General features: G+C 53.8%; 16 protein-coding genes. 13 read left to right on the forward strand and 3 right to left on the reverse strand.

The features are described 5' to 3' along the window. The first annotated feature begins 267 nt into the window (after positions 1 to 267). The 9 genes from hpaG to ACLD4F_RS00535 all read left to right on the forward strand — a co-directional run bounded on the left by hpaG (position 268) and on the right by ACLD4F_RS00535 (position 9,319). The gene (hpaG, locus tag ACLD4F_RS00495) at positions 268 to 1,557 is read left to right on the forward strand and encodes a 4-hydroxyphenylacetate degradation bifunctional isomerase/decarboxylase (protein ID WP_000679213.1); all 1,290 of its coding nucleotides are present in this window, start codon (positions 268 to 270) and stop codon (positions 1,555 to 1,557) included. Further along, complete coding sequence (hpaE, locus tag ACLD4F_RS00500) at positions 1,554 to 3,020, forward strand: 5-carboxymethyl-2-hydroxymuconate semialdehyde dehydrogenase (RefSeq protein ID WP_079944642.1); 1,467 nt, start codon at positions 1,554 to 1,556, stop codon at positions 3,018 to 3,020. The genes hpaG and hpaE overlap by 4 nt, the downstream gene beginning before the upstream one ends. A 1-nt stretch (position 3,021) precedes the next feature. After that, the gene (gene hpaD, locus ACLD4F_RS00505; RefSeq protein WP_000517001.1) at positions 3,022 to 3,873 is read left to right on the forward strand and encodes a 3,4-dihydroxyphenylacetate 2,3-dioxygenase; all 852 of its coding nucleotides are present in this window, start codon (positions 3,022 to 3,024) and stop codon (positions 3,871 to 3,873) included. Between the two features lie 9 nt (positions 3,874 to 3,882). Next, positions 3,883 to 4,263, forward strand: coding sequence for a 5-carboxymethyl-2-hydroxymuconate Delta-isomerase (locus tag ACLD4F_RS00510; RefSeq protein ID WP_001119852.1), 381 nt, complete (start codon positions 3,883 to 3,885; stop codon positions 4,261 to 4,263). 143 nt (positions 4,264 to 4,406) lie between these two features. After that, entirely contained in the window at positions 4,407 to 5,210 is an 804-nt protein-coding gene (gene hpaH / locus ACLD4F_RS00515; protein WP_000884795.1) for a 2-oxo-hept-4-ene-1,7-dioate hydratase, read from the forward strand. Between the two features lie 10 nt (positions 5,211 to 5,220). After that, complete coding sequence (gene hpaI, locus ACLD4F_RS00520) at positions 5,221 to 6,012, forward strand: 4-hydroxy-2-oxoheptanedioate aldolase (protein ID WP_079944643.1); 792 nt, start codon at positions 5,221 to 5,223, stop codon at positions 6,010 to 6,012. Between the two features lie 72 nt (positions 6,013 to 6,084). After that, positions 6,085 to 7,461 (forward strand): 4-hydroxyphenylacetate permease, encoded by a 1,377-nt coding sequence (gene hpaX, locus ACLD4F_RS00525; RefSeq protein WP_001285803.1) that lies wholly within the window; start codon positions 6,085 to 6,087, stop codon positions 7,459 to 7,461. Positions 7,462 to 7,470: 9 nt separating this feature from the next. Continuing rightward, positions 7,471 to 8,367 carry a 4-hydroxyphenylacetate catabolism regulatory protein HpaA gene (gene hpaA, locus ACLD4F_RS00530; RefSeq protein ID WP_000336602.1) on the forward strand — a complete coding sequence of 299 codons (897 nt, stop codon included), beginning with the start codon at positions 7,471 to 7,473 and terminating at the stop codon, positions 8,365 to 8,367. A 13-nt stretch (positions 8,368 to 8,380) separates the two neighbouring features. Continuing rightward, positions 8,381 to 9,319: an MBL fold metallo-hydrolase gene (locus ACLD4F_RS00535; RefSeq protein WP_000976564.1), complete on the forward strand. Its 939-nt coding sequence runs from the start codon at positions 8,381 to 8,383 to the stop codon at positions 9,317 to 9,319. A 407-nt stretch (positions 9,320 to 9,726) separates the two neighbouring features. Here ACLD4F_RS00535 and ACLD4F_RS00540 read toward each other — a convergent pair whose 3' ends face one another. The 3 genes from ACLD4F_RS00540 to cbpA all read right to left on the reverse strand — a co-directional run bounded on the left by ACLD4F_RS00540 (position 9,727) and on the right by cbpA (position 11,968). After that, positions 9,727 to 10,089, reverse strand: coding sequence for an anti-adapter protein IraM (locus ACLD4F_RS00540; protein ID WP_001537781.1), 363 nt, complete (start codon positions 10,087 to 10,089; stop codon positions 9,727 to 9,729). 653 nt (positions 10,090 to 10,742) lie between these two features. Next, positions 10,743 to 11,048, reverse strand: a complete 306-nt coding sequence (cbpM, locus tag ACLD4F_RS00545) for a chaperone modulator CbpM (protein ID WP_001284251.1) — start codon at positions 11,046 to 11,048, stop codon at positions 10,743 to 10,745. Next, positions 11,048 to 11,968, reverse strand: coding sequence for a curved DNA-binding protein (gene cbpA, locus ACLD4F_RS00550; RefSeq protein ID WP_000420603.1), 921 nt, complete (start codon positions 11,966 to 11,968; stop codon positions 11,048 to 11,050). Before cbpA ends, cbpM begins: the two co-directional genes overlap by 1 nt. A gap of 234 nt (positions 11,969 to 12,202) precedes the next feature. Here cbpA and ACLD4F_RS00555 point away from each other — a divergent pair, with 234 nt between their 5' ends. From ACLD4F_RS00555 to ACLD4F_RS00570, 4 genes are read left to right on the forward strand one after another with little or no spacing between them, the layout of a single operon-like run. Beyond that, on the forward strand, positions 12,203 to 12,565 hold the full coding sequence (locus tag ACLD4F_RS00555) for a copper resistance protein (protein WP_001118902.1): 363 nt from the start codon (positions 12,203 to 12,205) through the stop codon (positions 12,563 to 12,565). A 48-nt stretch (positions 12,566 to 12,613) separates the two neighbouring features. Then, on the forward strand, positions 12,614 to 14,500 hold the full coding sequence (locus ACLD4F_RS00560; RefSeq protein WP_079981443.1) for a protein-disulfide reductase DsbD family protein: 1,887 nt from the start codon (positions 12,614 to 12,616) through the stop codon (positions 14,498 to 14,500). Next, the gene (locus ACLD4F_RS00565) at positions 14,497 to 15,120 is read left to right on the forward strand and encodes a DsbA family protein (protein WP_017440946.1); all 624 of its coding nucleotides are present in this window, start codon (positions 14,497 to 14,499) and stop codon (positions 15,118 to 15,120) included. Before ACLD4F_RS00560 ends, ACLD4F_RS00565 begins: the two co-directional genes overlap by 4 nt. Next, positions 15,110 to 15,616 carry a protein disulfide oxidoreductase gene (locus ACLD4F_RS00570; protein WP_023201793.1) on the forward strand — a complete coding sequence of 169 codons (507 nt, stop codon included), beginning with the start codon at positions 15,110 to 15,112 and terminating at the stop codon, positions 15,614 to 15,616. Before ACLD4F_RS00565 ends, ACLD4F_RS00570 begins: the two co-directional genes overlap by 11 nt. Positions 15,617 to 15,676: the final 60 nt, after the last annotated feature.

Raw genomic sequence — 15,676 nt, forward strand, 5'->3', positions numbered from 1 at the left:
TCTCTTTTGCAGAATTATTAATACCTGAATAATCGTGTTTACCGATGTGAGCTATGACATCTGTTTTATGTCCAAAGTTTAACAGAAACAAAGGGTTTTATTTAACTATTTGATATGTATGCATTTAATTATTATTTTGTGAAAATATTGTTAATCACATCACAAATACTTTACTTCAGCTTGCTAAATGTACAGCGAAAGCATAAATCTAATCATTAATATATTAATGAAATCACAGCCCGTTAAATCGGCCTGAGGAGTTTATGTATGAAGGGTACTGTTTTCGCCGTTGCGTTAAACCATCGCAGCCAGCTTGATGCCTGGCAAGAGGCTTTCTCTCAGCCTCCCTATAATGAGCCGCCTAAAACCGCAGTGTGGTTCATCAAGCCGCGTAATACGGTGATTCGTCACGGCGAACCCATTCCTTATCCGCAGGGAGAAAAGGTACTGAGCGGCGCGACAGTGGCGCTCATTGTGGGGAAAACCGCCAGCCGGATACGCCCTGAAGCGGCGGCGGACTATATCGCCGGGTATGCGCTGGCTAACGAGGTCAGCCTGCCGGAAGAGAGCTTTTATCGCCCGGCGATTAAAGCGAAATGTCGCGATGGCTTTTGCCCGTTGGGTGAAATGGCGCCGCTGAGTGATGTGGATAACCTCACCATTATCACGGAAATCAACGGACGAGAAGCGGACCACTGGAATACTGCCGATTTACAGCGTAGCGCCGCACAGCTGCTTAGCGCGTTAAGTGAGTTCGCTACGCTTAACCCTGGCGATGCGATCTTACTCGGTACACCGCAGAATCGCGTTGCGCTGCGTCCCGGCGATCGGGTGCGTATTCTGGCGAAAGGTTTACCCGCTCTGGAAAATCCGGTTGTCGCAGAAGATGAATTCGCCCGCCACCAGACGTTTACGTGGCCGCTGTCAGCGACGGGAACGCTATTTGCGCTGGGGTTGAACTACGCCGATCACGCCAGCGAGCTGGCATTTACGCCGCCGAAAGAGCCGCTGGTATTTATCAAAGCGCCAAACACCTTTACCGAACATCACCAAACGTCGGTGCGCCCGAACAACGTCGAATATATGCACTATGAAGCCGAACTGGTCGTGGTAATTGGCAAAACGGCGCGTAAGGTGAGCGAAGCCGAAGCCATGGAGTATGTGGCCGGTTACACCGTCTGTAACGACTACGCGATCCGCGACTATCTGGAAAACTACTACCGTCCGAATCTGCGGGTAAAAAGCCGCGACGGCCTGACGCCGATAGGCCCGTGGATTGTGGATAAAGAGGCGGTTTCTGATCCGCACAACCTGACGTTACGCACCTTTGTCAACGGTGAGCTGCGCCAGGAAGGGACGACCGCCGATCTGATCTTCAGCATCCCGTTCCTGATTTCTTATCTGAGCGAATTTATGACGTTGCAACCGGGCGACATGATTGCCACCGGTACGCCGAAAGGGCTGTCCGATGTGGTGCCGGGGGATGAAGTTGTCGTGGAAGTAGAAGGCGTGGGTCGCCTGGTTAACCGAATCGTCAGTGAGGAGAGTGCAAAATGAAGAAAATAAATCATTGGATTAACGGCAAAAACGTTGCAGGTAACGACTACTTCCAGACTACTAACCCGGCGACCGGTGACGTGCTGGCGGAAGTGGCCTCCGGCGGTGAAGCAGAAGTGAACCAGGCTGTCTCGGCGGCCAAAGAGGCGTTCCCGAAATGGGCCAACCTGCCGATGAAAGAGCGCGCGCGCCTGATGCGTCGTCTGGGTGACCTGATTGACCAGAACGTACCGGAAATCGCGGCGATGGAAACCGCCGACACCGGCCTGCCTATTCACCAGACTAAAAACGTGCTGATCCCGCGCGCCTCGCATAACTTCGAATTCTTCGCCGAAGTGTGCCAGCAGATGAACGGCAAGACCTATCCTGTTGACGATAAAATGCTCAATTATACGCTGGTGCAGCCCGTCGGCGTCTGCGCGCTGGTGTCGCCGTGGAACGTGCCGTTTATGACCGCGACCTGGAAAGTCGCGCCGTGCCTGGCGCTGGGTAACACGGCGGTGCTCAAAATGTCCGAGCTGTCGCCGCTGACTGCCGACAGGCTGGGCGAGCTGGCGCTGGAGGCAGGAATTCCGGCAGGGGTGCTGAACGTGGTGCAGGGCTATGGCGCCACTGCTGGCGATGCGCTGGTACGCCACCATGACGTGCGTGCGGTGTCGTTTACCGGCGGGACCGCCACCGGTCGCAATATCATGAAAAATGCCGGCCTGAAAAAATACTCGATGGAGCTGGGCGGCAAATCGCCGGTGCTGATTTTTGAAGATGCCGACATTGAGCGCGCGCTGGACGCCGCGCTGTTCACCATCTTCTCGATCAACGGCGAACGCTGCACCGCCGGGTCGCGCATCTTTATCCAGCAGAGCATTTACCCTGAGTTCGTGAAGCGCTTTGCCGAACGCGCGAATCGCCTGCGTGTCGGCGATCCGACCGACCCGAACACTCAGGTCGGCGCGCTGATTAGCCAACAGCACTGGGAAAAAGTCTCCGGTTATATCCGCCTCGGCATTGAAGAGGGCGCAACGCTGCTGGCGGGCGGTGCGGAAAAACCCACTGACCTGCCTGCGCATCTGAAAGGCGGTAACTTCCTGCGCCCAACCGTGCTGGCCGATGTCGACAACCGTATGCGCGTCGCGCAGGAAGAGATCTTTGGGCCAGTCGCCTGTCTGCTGCCATTCAAAGACGAAGCGGAAGGGTTACGTTTGGCGAACGACGTGGAATACGGTCTGGCCTCTTATATCTGGACCCAGGACGTGAGCAAAGTGTTGCGCCTGGCGCGTGGGATTGAAGCCGGCATGGTCTTCGTCAACACCCAGAACGTCCGCGACCTGCGCCAGCCGTTCGGCGGCGTGAAAGCCTCCGGTACCGGGCGCGAAGGCGGCGAATATAGCTTCGAAGTGTTTGCGGAAATGAAAAACGTCTGCATCTCAATGGGCGACCATCCTATCCCAAAATGGGGAGTTTGATATGGGCAAGTTAGCGTTAGCAGCAAAAATTACCCACGTGCCGTCGATGTATCTTTCTGAACTGCCGGGAAAAAATTACGGTTGTCGTCAGGCAGCCATTGATGGGCATATTGAAATTGGCAAGCGTTGCCGCGAAATGGGCGTTGACACCATTATCGTATTCGACACCCACTGGCTGGTGAATAGCGCTTACCACATTAATTGTGCCGACCATTTCCAGGGCGTCTATACCAGCAACGAATTGCCGCACTTTATTCGCGACATGACCTATGACTATGACGGTAATCCGGAGCTCGGCCACCTGATCGCCGACGAGGCAGTCAAACTGGGCGTGCGCGCTAAAGCGCATAACATCCCGAGCCTGAAGCTGGAGTATGGCACGCTGGTACCGATGCGCTACATGAACAGCGACAAGCACTTCAAAGTGGTCTCCATCTCGGCGTTCTGCACTGTGCATGATTTTGCCGACAGCCGCAGACTGGGCGAAGCCATTCTCAAGGCGATTGAGAAATATGACGGTACCGTAGCGGTATTCGCCAGTGGTTCTCTGTCGCACCGTTTTATTGACGACCAACGGGCGGAAGAGGGGATGAACAGCTATACCCGCGAGTTTGATCATCAGATGGACGAGCGCGTGGTCAAGCTGTGGCGCGAGGGCAAATTCAAGGAGTTTTGCACCATGTTGCCGGAGTACGCCGACTACTGCTACGGCGAAGGCAACATGCACGACACGGTCATGCTGCTGGGAATGCTGGGTTGGGACAAATACGACGGCAAGGTGGAGTTCATCACCGACCTGTTCGCCAGCTCCGGTACCGGCCAGGTGAACGCTGTTTTCCCGCTGCCTGCGTAAGGGGGGGTTATGCCGCACTTTATTGCTGAATGTACTGAAAATATTCGCGAGCAGGCTGATTTACCCGGCCTGTTCAGCAAGGTAAACGAGGCGCTGGCCGCCACCGGAATTTTCCCCATCGGCGGTATCCGCAGTCGCGCCCACTGGCTGGATACCTGGCAGATGGCTGACGGTAAGCATGATTACGCGTTTGTACATATGACGCTGAAAATCGGCGCCGGGCGCAGCCTGGAGAGCCGTCAGGAAGTCGGCGAAATGCTGTTTGGGCTGATTAAAGCCCACTTCGCCGACCTGATGGAGAACCGCTATCTGGCGCTGTCGTTTGAGATTGCCGAGCTACATCCGACGCTCAATTACAAACAAAACAACGTACACGCGCTGTTTAAATAGCACACTCTTTCGCCCGGTGGCGCTGCGCTGACCGGGCCTACAAAAAAACGATGCACGAAGCAATACCGAACCGTAGGCCGGGTAAGACGCACCCGCGTCGCCACCCGGCGCAGCAGCACCGAATGACGTAACAGGAAGCAACTATGCTCGATAAACAGACCCATACCCTGATCGCCCAGCGACTTAATCAGGCTGAAAAACAGCGTGAACAGATCCGCGCAGTGTCGCTGGATTATCCCAACATCACTATTGAAGATGCCTATGCTGTACAGCGTGAATGGGTCAATATCAAGATCGCCGAAGGGCGCACGCTCAAAGGCCACAAAATCGGCCTGACCTCAAAAGCGATGCAGGCCAGCTCGCAAATCAGCGAACCGGATTACGGCGCGCTGCTTGACGATATGTTCTTCCATGACGGCGGTGATATCCCCACCGACCGTTTTATCGTTCCGCGCATCGAAGTGGAGCTGGCGTTCGTGCTGGCGAAACCGCTGCGCGGCCCTCACTGCACGCTGTTCGACGTCTACAACGCCACGGATTATGTGATTCCGGCGCTGGAACTGATTGACGCCCGCAGCCACAACATCGACCCGGAAACCCAGCGCCCGCGCAAAGTGTTCGACACCATTTCCGACAACGCCGCCAACGCCGGGGTGATCCTCGGTGGTCGTCCCATCAAACCAGACGAGCTGGATCTGCGCTGGATCTCCGCGCTGCTCTATCGCAACGGCGTGATCGAAGAAACCGGCGTCGCCGCAGGTGTGCTGAATCATCCGGCCAACGGCGTGGCGTGGCTGGCGAACAAGCTTGCCCCCTACGATGTCCAGCTTGAAGCCGGGCAGATCATCCTCGGCGGCTCGTTCACCCGCCCGGTGCCGGCGCGCAAGGGCGACACTTTCCATGTCGATTACGGCAACATGGGCGCGATCAGTTGCCGGTTTGTGTAAGGAAAAAACGATGAAAAATGCTTTCAAAGACGCGTTAAAAGTGGGGCGTCCGCAAATCGGTTTGTGGCTGGGGCTTGCCAACAGTTACAGCGCTGAACTGTTAGCGGGCGCCGGCTTCGACTGGCTACTGATTGACGGCGAACACGCGCCAAACAACGTGCAGACGGTGTTGACCCAGTTGCAGGCGATTGCGCCTTATCCCAGCCAGCCGGTGGTGCGTCCGTCATGGAACGATCCGGTACAGATTAAGCAACTGCTCGACGTCGGCGCGCAAACGCTGCTGATACCGATGGTGCAGAATGCCGATGAAGCGCGAAACGCCGTGGCGGCTACGCGTTATCCGCCTGCCGGTATTCGCGGCGTGGGCAGCGCGCTGGCGCGGGCATCGCGCTGGAATCGCATTCCGGACTATCTCCACCAGGCCAACGACGCCATGTGCGTACTGGTGCAGATTGAAACGCGTGAGGCGATGAGCAATCTGGCGTCAATTCTCGACGTGGATGGCATTGACGGCGTGTTTATTGGCCCGGCGGATCTCAGCGCCGATATGGGCTTTGCCGGCAATCCGCAGCACCCGGAAGTGCAGGCGGCGATTGAGAACGCCATCGTGCAGATACGCGCGGCGGGGAAAGCGCCGGGGATTCTGATGGCCAATGAAGCACTGGCGAAACGTTATCTGGAACTGGGGGCGCTATTTGTCGCCGTCGGCGTTGACACCACGCTGCTGGCGCGCGGCGCGGAGGCGCTGGCGGCGCGCTTTGGCGCAGAAAAAAACCTGTCCGGTGCGTCCGGCGTCTATTAAGCCTGGCCCGGTAAGCGCAGCGCTACCGGGCAACCGTAGTACCCTACAAAAATTCCCATCAGAGGAAAAAAAATGAGCGACACATCATCTGCACTTCCGGAAAGCCCCGAGTCTGTCAGTTCGCACAACGCGCTCAGCACGGGTCAACAAACCGTCATAAATAAACTGTTCCGCCGACTGATCGTATTTTTATTCGTGTTGTTTATCTTCTCGTTTTTAGACCGTATCAACATCGGTTTTGCCGGGTTGACGATGGGGCAGGATCTGGGGTTAAGCGCCACCATGTTTGGCCTTGCCACGACGCTGTTTTACGCCACCTACGTCATTTTCGGCATTCCCAGCAACGTGATGTTGAGCATCGTCGGCGCCCGCCGCTGGATTGCGACCATTATGGTGCTATGGGGCATTGCATCTACCGCCACGATGTTCGCGGTGGGACCGAAAAGCCTGTATGTGCTGCGAATGCTGGTGGGCATTACCGAAGCGGGCTTTTTGCCAGGAATATTGCTCTATTTAACCTACTGGTTCCCGGCATTTTTCCGCGCCCGCGCCAACGCATTATTTATGATTGCCATGCCGGCCACTACCGCGTTGGGGTCGATTGTCTCCGGCTATATTTTATCGCTGGACGGCATATTCAATCTGCATGGATGGCAGTGGTTATTCCTGCTGGAAGGATTTCCGTCAGTTTTGTTAGGCATTATGGTCTGGTTTTACCTGGATGATACCCCGGCAAAAGCCAAATGGCTGACGGCAGAGGATAAAAAATGTTTGCAGGAGATGATGGATAATGACCGCCTGACGCTGGTTCAGCCGGAGGGGGCCATCAGCCATAACGCCATGCAGCAGCGTAGTCTGTGGCGCGAAGTATTCACGCCAATTGTACTGATGTATACGCTGGCCTATTTTTGCCTTACCAATACGCTTAGCGCCATTAGTATCTGGACGCCGCAAATCCTGAAAAGTTTTAATGAAGGCAGTAGCAATATCACCATCGGCCTGCTGGCGGCGATCCCGCAGATTTGTACTATTCTGGGCATGATTTACTGGAGCCGCCATTCGGACAAACATCAGGAGCGTAAACATCACACGGCGTTGCCGTTCCTGTTTGCCGCCGCGGGCTGGCTGCTGGCGTCGGCGACCGACCATAACCTGATCCAGCTCCTGGGGATCGTGATGGCATCCACGGGTTCTTTTAGCGCGATGGCGATCTTCTGGACCACGCCGGATCAGTCGATCAGTTTACGCGCCAGGGCGATAGGCATTGCGGTCATCAATGCCACCGGCAATATTGGCTCCGCGCTCAGCCCGTTTATGATTGGCTGGCTAAAAGATATCACCGGTAGCTTCAATAGCGGACTCTGGTTTGTCGCTTCTCTGTTAGTCGTCGGCGCCGCCATTATCTGGCTCATTCCCATGAAAGCATCGCGTCCGCGCGCCACCCCTTGAGGAGAAACTATGTGCCAACGTGCGATCGCCAATATTGATATCAGCAAAGAGTATGACGAAAGCATGGGCAGTAACGATGTGCATTATCAGTCGTTTGCTCGTATGGCGGATTTCTTTGGTCGTGATATGCAGGCGCATCGCCACGACCAGTTTTTTCAAATGCACTTTCTTGATACCGGGCAGATTGAGCTACAGCTCGACGATCATCGCTATTCGGTGCAGGCGCCGCTATTTGTGCTTACGCCGCCCTCGGTGCCGCATGCTTTTATTACCGAATCGGATAGCGATGGTCATGTTCTGACGGTACGCGAAGAGCTGGTTTGGCCGCTGCTGGAAGTGCTTTATCCCGGCACCAGAGAGGCCTTCGGCCTGCCGGGGATCTGTCTGTCGCTGGCGGATAAACCCAATGAGCTGGCGGCGCTCAAACATTACTGGCAGCTAATTGAGCGGGAGTCCACGGAACAACTGGCTGGCTGCGAACATACCCTGGTGCTACTGGCGCAGGCGGTATTTACCTTGCTGTTGCGTAATGCGAAGCTGGACGATCACGCCGCAACCGGGATGCGCGGTGAACTGAAACTTTTTCAGCGCTTTACCCTGTTAATTGACAACCACTTCCATCAGCACTGGACGGTGCCCGATTATGCCTGCGAGCTGCATATTACCGAATCTCGTTTGACCGATATTTGCCGACGTTTTGCTAATCGCCCGCCTAAACGCCTGATTTTTGATCGGCAATTACGCGAGGCGAAACGACTGCTGCTTTTTTCCGACAATGCTGTCAACGAGATCGCCTGGCAATTAGGTTTTAAAGATCCGGCTTATTTCGCCCGTTTCTTTAATCGCCTTGCTGGCTGTTCTCCTTCGCAGTTTCGCCAACGTGAAGTTCCCTCTTTTCTCAACTAAGAAGAGTAAAAACATGATGAAAAAAAGCGTCGCTATGCTGGCGGTTTGTATGCTGGCGCAAAGCCACCTTGCCATTGCTGCCGGTACTCCTGCGCCTCAAGAGATCAACATTGTTTTACTGGGCACCAAAGGCGGGCCTTCTTTGCTCAATACAGCCAGACTACCGCAAGCGACGGCGCTCACTATCGGCGATAAAATATGGCTGATAGATGCCGGCTACGGCGCCAGTCTGCAACTGGTGAAAAACGGCATTCCACTGCGCAACATCAATACTATTTTGCTCACACATCTGCACAGCGACCACATACTGGATTATCCTTCCTTGCTGATGAATGCCTGGGCAAGTGGTCTGAAAGACCATACCATACAGGTTTATGGCCCGCCGGGAACCCAGGCGATGACGAAGGCTAGCTGGAAGGTCTTTGACAGGGATATCACGCTACGCATGGAAGAAGAGGGGAAACCCGATCCGCGCAACCTGGTTAAGGCGACCGATATTAGCCAGGGCGTCATCTATAAAGATGAACTGGTTACAATAAGCGCGCTGAAAGTGCCTCATTCCCCTTTCCCGGACGGTGAAGCGTTTGCTTACCGTTTTGATACCCAGGGTAAGCGAATCGTCTTCTCTGGCGATACGTCCTGGTTTCCGCCGCTTGCAACGTTTGCTCAAGGGGCGGATATCCTGGTACATGAGGCGGTACATGTCCCTTCAGTAGCAAAACTGGCTAATAGTATTGGCAACGGAAAAACGCTGGCTGAAGCGATTGCGTCGCATCACACCACGATTGAAGATGTCGGTAAGATTGCTCGCGAGGCCCACGTGAAAAAACTGGTGTTAAGTCATCTGGTGCCTGCGACGGTTGCGGATGACGTCTGGCAACAGGAAGCCATGAAAAATTACCCGGGCCCTGTCATTGTCGGTCATGACAATATGACGATAAGCGTACCGTAAGGATCAGGGCAGGGGTAAACCCACGGGCTGACATGATGTCAGCCCGTTATGCTTTTGGCGATCAGCATGACGCGCAGAGCTTTTGTCTAAAACATTATTTTTTCTAAACACTACTTGCTGATTTTTATGCACAATAAAGGTAAGATGATTGCTCTGGTGAAATATTACTAAATAAGAATGTCACGGATGGAATTTATACAGTGTTAAAAGCAATGCGTTTCTTTGTCTGCCGGCCATCAGTAATATCCTCTGTACCGGCTCCTCGTTGCCAAAGTGAAGGTTAGATTAAACGAATCAAAAAATATCCGAACTGTACAATTTTTATATCAAACATATTTAACTGCAAAATACTGCAAACGTGCGCGAATACACTTAATCAGTAGTATGGCTAATGCATACTTTATTTCCTAAACTTTCTTATTATCTATTTGAATATTTCTGGTTAAACCAAATGGACAAACGGATACCAGACACTCGAAAGGATAACTGCAGGCTTCTGGTTTAGGGTTGCAGTTACCAGGACAGTGGCTATTTTCTTTAAGCGATTTCCATAGAACAGGATTAAACCTGGTAACGTTGTAAACAGTAACGGGATAAAGTTTATCGTTTATTAAGACCCCCTTATTAAAGGGGATGATAATGCTACCTGGAGGCATGTAAACATCTGCCTGATACCATAAGGTCAATCTAAGATTTTTTAGGCTATGTATGCATGAGAACGACACTCCGGTAGAGGGACTTATAACTGTATCAACGACCTTCCATTCCATTACAGAAACCTTTTAAGTGAAATAGTCAATGGTGTAAATTACATTTTCCGCAAGCCTATTCAGGATAGATGAAAATCTGAGAAACATAACTCGTTGAAAACGATCGTTTTTTATTGACCACTCTATTTATATTGATTTTTTAATAAGTTATTTATTTTATGCTCTTATTTTGTTTACATTCTATTACATTTTTGTATTTTAGGCGTGGTGTAAATATTGGGCGGTAGTGGATGTTATAACGCTCAATTATTAAACTGTAAGTGACTGTTGTATTTCTTATTTATAAATACCGCAACCTGTAAGCGCAGCGGTACATTTTACCCGGCATTGACAGGGAGAAGGTACGTATCAACCAGAGAGTACAAAACAGTGAAAGAATATATTCTTCAGACAATAAATGATCGCTAACGTGTAAAAATAACCGACGTATCTAAAAAATGTGAACGTGTGGCTGGTCTTTATTTAAACGATGATCTTCGCAATGGCGCATTAATGGCTGACATTGGCGGTTCGTTGATCGGGTTGTGCGCGGTGAAAGGCTATATTTCTTCCGTTGGGGGAAGTATGTCAGAGGCATTCTGGTATTATACCGGGTGCATGTAAATCCGGGGTGGGCAGAAAGCCCACCCTCGGTTTATTGCCTTTATCGTGGATTAGGGATGCGAGATAAAGCGAGAAAGGCGTTGCAGCAGTAACCGGTTTTCTTCGCGCAGCCGTGAATTCTCTTCCAGCAGCGTTAACGCGACCGCGATCCCAGGCCAGTCGAGCGCCAGCTCCTCGCGTAAGCGTAGCGCGCGTTGTACCACGCTCGCTGCGCGATCGTCGAATTGCCAGTCGGCGTTATCGTCTTCGTAAGGCTCAATTACGCCAAGTCCGACGATTTCGTTTAGCTCCTCTTCCGTCACGCCGGTGTGCAAACAAAATTCGGTGATGGTAAAGGTGACAGTGATGTTAGCCATTATGCTTTCCCCCATTGCTGGCGTGGGTCAAAGGACGACTGCGCGTCCGCCAGTTGTTGCCACAGGGCAGCTGTTTTCTCGTCAGGTTTCGGCGGCATAACGATTTTGATGATGGCATAGAGATCGCCAGTGTGCTTTTTACTGGCTAATCCTTTTCCTTTGATACGCAGCCGCTGACCAGCCTGGCTGCCGGGGGGAATGGTCAGCAAAATACGCTCTTTAAGCGTTGGCACAGACACCTTAGCGCCGAGCGCCGCCTCCCATGGGGCAAGCGGAAGGACGACTTCCAGATCCTGATTGACGATATCAAAGAGCGGATGCGGGGCAATATGGATAACGAGCCATAAATCGCCATTAGGTCCGCCGTTTTCCCCCGGCGTGCCCTGGCCTTTTAGTCTGATTCGTTGCCCGTTGCTGACGCCAGCCGGGATTTTCACATTCAATGTTTTGGGAATTTCCCGCTCCACCAGGCCGAACGCGTTATAAACGGGGACGGAATAGCTAATCGTACGCTGGTGCTCTTCCAGCGTTTCTTCCAGGAATACCGCCACTTCAATTTCGATATCATGACCGCGTGCGGCGTGGCGGTGGTGCGAATGACGACCGTGCTGACCAAAAATAGACGAGAAAATATCATCAAAATCTTCGGCGTTATACGGCTGGCCTTCGTGTTGCTGGAACTGGCGATTAAATTGTGGATCGTTACGGTGTTGCCATAACTGGTCATACTCGGCGCGCCGTTGCTCATCACTCAGCACTTCCCATGCTTCAGCAACCTCTTTGAAACGGGCTTCGGCATCGGGTTCTTTGCTGACATCTGGATGGTACTTGCGGGCCAGTCGGCGATAGGCGGTCTTAATCGTCTTGAGATCGTCCGTCGGTTTCACGCCCATAATGGCGTAATAATCCTTAAGTTCCATAGCATCATCTCGCTAAATCAATACATACAGAAGGGACCCCAAAAGGTTTCTCCACTAAGTGTAGGGTAAACCTGAAAAGTGCGTATGAAAACACCAGTTATATCATTAGTAAGAATAAATTACGTTGTTCGACTATCAGAAGGTTGCGCAGCGCGCCGACATAACTTTACAGGGGAAAGGTTGCCAAAACCGCGCCAGTGGCTAAGATAACTCGCGTTAAACAGTGAGGGCGCAATGGCGAAACAACAACGGATGGGCTGGTGGTTTCTTTGCCTTGCATGTGTCGTGGTAATGGTTTGTACCGCGCAACGCATGGCGGGCCTGCACGCCTTGCAGATGCAGGCGACGGCCTCTGCTGCGGTGGTCAGCGCTCCCTCCTCGACAGATGACGGCTCGCCGGTCACCCCCTGCGAATTAAGCGCCAAGTCGCTGCTGGCGGCGCCTCCGGTACTCTTTGAAGGCGCTATCCTTGCGCTTTGTCTACTGCTTTCCTTACTGGCGCCTGTCCGGGTCATGCGCCTGCCGTTTTCGCCTCCACGGGCTATTTCGCCGCCCACATTACGGGTACATCTACGATTTTGTGTCTTCCGTGAATGACAGACCGGTTATTGCTAACGGTTAATTACTCATTCACGGAGAAAAAATATGATGATTTTGTTCAGGCGGATACTGTTCTGCCTGTTATGGCTTTGGCTGCCCGTCTCCTGGGCGGCGGAAAGCGGCTGGCTGCGTTCGCCCGATAACGACCATGCCAGCATACGGCTACGTGCCGATACGTCCGCTAACGGTGAGACCCGGCTGTTGCTGGATGTCAAACTGGAAAACGGCTGGAAAACCTACTGGCGCGCGCCGGGGGAAGGGGGCGTGGCGCCCTCTATCGCCTGGAAAGGCGACATGCCTGAGGTAAGCTGGTTCTGGCCAACCCCCTCGCGCTTTGATGTGGCGAATATCACCACCCAGGGATATCACGACGAGGTGACCTTTCCGATGATCGTGCGCGGTACGCCGCCCGCGACCTTGCGCGGCGTGTTGACGTTATCAACCTGCAGCAATGTTTGTCTGTTGACCGATTACCCCTTTTCCGTGACGCCCACTGTGCAGAATGCCGATTTTGCCCATGACTATGCGCGGGCGATGGGTAAAGTTCCGCTCCGCAGTGGACTAACGGACTCGCTTGAGGTCGGCTATCGCCCGGGAGAACTGGTGGTCACTGCTACGCGAGCGGCGGGCTGGTCATCGCCCGGGCTCTATCTTGACACCATAGATGACGTCGATTTTGCGAAGCCTCGCCTGCGCGTAGAGGGCGACAGGTTACAGGCGACGGTGCCGGTGGCGGACAGTTGGGGCGAAAAGGCGCCCGATTTGCGCGACAAATCGCTGACCCTCGTGTTAGCCGATGGCGCTATCGCCCAGGAGAGCACGCAAACCATTGGCGCTGCGCCAGCGCAAACGCCGGACAATGCGGCGCTACCTTTCTGGCAAGTTGTAATGATGGCGCTAATCGGCGGACTGATTCTTAATTTAATGCCCTGCGTACTGCCGGTTCTGGGCATGAAACTTGGCTCTATTTTATTGGTAGAGGAAAAAAGCCGCTCTCACATCAGGCGACAATTTTTGGCTTCGGTCGCCGGTATCATTGCGTCATTTATGGCGCTGGCGGCGTTTATGACCCTCCTTCGCCTGTCAAACCATGCGCTGGCCTGGGGAGTCCAGTTCCAGAATGCATGGTTTATTGGTTTTATGGCGTTGGTGATGTTGTTGTTTAGCGCCAGCCTGTTCGGGCTTTTTGAGTTCAGGCTTCCCTCATCTATGACCACGAAACTGGCCACTTACGGCGGTAACGGTATGTCGGGACATTTCTGGCAGGGGGCATTCGCCACGCTGCTGGCGACGCCTTGTAGCGCGCCGTTTCTGGGCACGGCGGTCGCGGTGGCGCTCACGGCGTCGCTGCCGACGCTGTGGGGGCTGTTCCTTGCGCTTGGCCTGGGAATGAGCGCGCCGTGGCTACTGGTCGCGCTACGACCAGGGCTTGCGCTACGTTTACCGCGCCCCGGGCGCTGGATGAATGTCCTGCGCAGGATCCTCGGTCTGATGATGCTGGGGTCGGCTATCTGGCTGGCGACGTTACTCCTGCCGCATTTCGGCTTCACTGCGTCAAAGAGCGCGCAAGACACGGTTCAGTGGCAACCGTTGAGTGAACAGGCAATCCAGTCGGCGCTGGCGCAGCATAAGCGGGTATTTGTCGATGTCACTGCGGACTGGTGTATTACCTGTAAAGTGAATAAATACAACGTCCTGCAAAAAGAGGATGTGCAGGCCGCCTTGCAACAGCCGGATGTTGTGGCGCTGCGGGGAGACTGGACGCTGCCGTCCGATGCCATTACAGATTTTCTGAAAACGCGTGGTCAGGTCGCCGTGCCGTTTAATCAGGTATATGGCCCCGGCTTGCCGGAAGGGGAGGCATTGCCCACTTTGCTGACCCGCGATGCGGTATTACAAATGTTGAAAAAAGCGAAAGGAATAACCCAATGAAATACATGATTGTTTTGCTGCTGGCGCTGTTTTCGACGCTGAGCATCGCGCAAGAAACCGCTCCTTTTACGCCGGATCAGGAAAAGCAGATTGAAAATCTGATCCATGCGGCGTTGTTTAACGATCCTGCCAGCCCGCGGATAGGCGCTAAACACCCTAAGCTGACGCTGGTGAACTTTACGGATTACAACTGCCCGTACTGCAAACAGCTCGATCCGATGCTGGAAAAGATTGTGCAGAAATATCCTGACGTTGCGGTCATTATTAAACCGCTGCCATTTAAAGGAGAGAGTTCCATACTGGCGGCGCGTATTGCGCTGACCACCTGGCGCGAGCATCCGCAACAGTTCCTCGCGCTACATGAAAAACTCATGCAAAAGCGCGGTTACCATACGGATGACAGTATTAAACAGGCCCAGCAGAAAGCAGGGGCTACGCCAGTGACGCTGGATGAAAAAAGCATGGAAACGATACGCACTAATTTGCAGTTGGCAAGGCTGGTCGGCGTGCAAGGAACGCCAGCGACGATCATTGGCGACGAGCTGATTCCGGGCGCAGTGCCCTGGGATACGCTGGAAGCGGTGGTGAAAGAAAAACTGGCGGCTGCCAATGCCGGGTAAACTGCGGCGTTGGCTGCGTGAAGCCGCGGTTTTTCTGGCGCTCCTCATCGCGATAATGGTGGTCATGGACGTCTGGCGCGCGCCGCAGGCACCTCCGGCGTTTGCCGCGACACCATTACGTACGCTGACGGGAGAGTCGACAACTCTGGCGACCTTGAGCGAGGAACGCCCCGTACTGCTCTATTTTTGGGCCAGCTGGTGTGGGGTATGCCGCTTTACTACGCCTGCGGTCGCTCGCCTGGCGGCGGAAGGGGAAAACGTCATGACCGTTGCGCTCCGCTCCGGCGATGACGCTGAGGTTGCCCGCTGGCTGGCGCGCAAGGGCGTTGACTTCCCGGTCGTCAATGATGCTAACGGCGCCTTATCCGCTGGCTGGGAAATCAGCGTGACGCCAACGCTGGTGGTGGTTTCACAAGGTCGGGTTGTGTTCACCACCAGCGGCTGGACCAGCTATTGGGGCATGAAGCTTCGACTGTGGTGGGCAAAAACGTTCTGAATATGCGCCGGGGTTTCCCGGCGCTAACGCGTTTACTGTAAGAAAAACCCCCGTTTTGCG

This window comes from Salmonella sp. 741265050_HSA, from assembly GCF_046569445.1.
GTDB lineage: Bacteria > Pseudomonadota > Gammaproteobacteria > Enterobacterales > Enterobacteriaceae > Salmonella > Salmonella enterica.

Coding starts and splice junctions, on each gene's coding strand:
- hpaG (WP_000679213.1), top strand. CDS start 268: ATGAAGGGTACTGTTTTCGCCGTTGCGTTAAACCATCGCAGCCAGCTT.
- hpaE (WP_079944642.1), top strand. CDS start 1,554: ATGAAGAAAATAAATCATTGGATTAACGGCAAAAACGTTGCAGGTAAC.
- hpaD (WP_000517001.1), top strand. CDS start 3,022: ATGGGCAAGTTAGCGTTAGCAGCAAAAATTACCCACGTGCCGTCGATG.
- ACLD4F_RS00510 (WP_001119852.1), top strand. CDS start 3,883: ATGCCGCACTTTATTGCTGAATGTACTGAAAATATTCGCGAGCAGGCT.
- hpaH (WP_000884795.1), top strand. CDS start 4,407: ATGCTCGATAAACAGACCCATACCCTGATCGCCCAGCGACTTAATCAG.
- hpaI (WP_079944643.1), top strand. CDS start 5,221: ATGAAAAATGCTTTCAAAGACGCGTTAAAAGTGGGGCGTCCGCAAATC.
- hpaX (WP_001285803.1), top strand. CDS start 6,085: ATGAGCGACACATCATCTGCACTTCCGGAAAGCCCCGAGTCTGTCAGT.
- hpaA (WP_000336602.1), top strand. CDS start 7,471: ATGTGCCAACGTGCGATCGCCAATATTGATATCAGCAAAGAGTATGAC.
- ACLD4F_RS00535 (WP_000976564.1), top strand. CDS start 8,381: ATGATGAAAAAAAGCGTCGCTATGCTGGCGGTTTGTATGCTGGCGCAA.
- ACLD4F_RS00540 (WP_001537781.1), bottom strand. CDS start 10,089: ATGGAATGGAAGGTCGTTGATACAGTTATAAGTCCCTCTACCGGAGTG.
- cbpM (WP_001284251.1), bottom strand. CDS start 11,048: ATGGCTAACATCACTGTCACCTTTACCATCACCGAATTTTGTTTGCAC.
- cbpA (WP_000420603.1), bottom strand. CDS start 11,968: ATGGAACTTAAGGATTATTACGCCATTATGGGCGTGAAACCGACGGAC.
- ACLD4F_RS00555 (WP_001118902.1), top strand. CDS start 12,203: ATGGCGAAACAACAACGGATGGGCTGGTGGTTTCTTTGCCTTGCATGT.
- ACLD4F_RS00560 (WP_079981443.1), top strand. CDS start 12,614: ATGATGATTTTGTTCAGGCGGATACTGTTCTGCCTGTTATGGCTTTGG.
- ACLD4F_RS00565 (WP_017440946.1), top strand. CDS start 14,497: ATGAAATACATGATTGTTTTGCTGCTGGCGCTGTTTTCGACGCTGAGC.
- ACLD4F_RS00570 (WP_023201793.1), top strand. CDS start 15,110: ATGCCGGGTAAACTGCGGCGTTGGCTGCGTGAAGCCGCGGTTTTTCTG.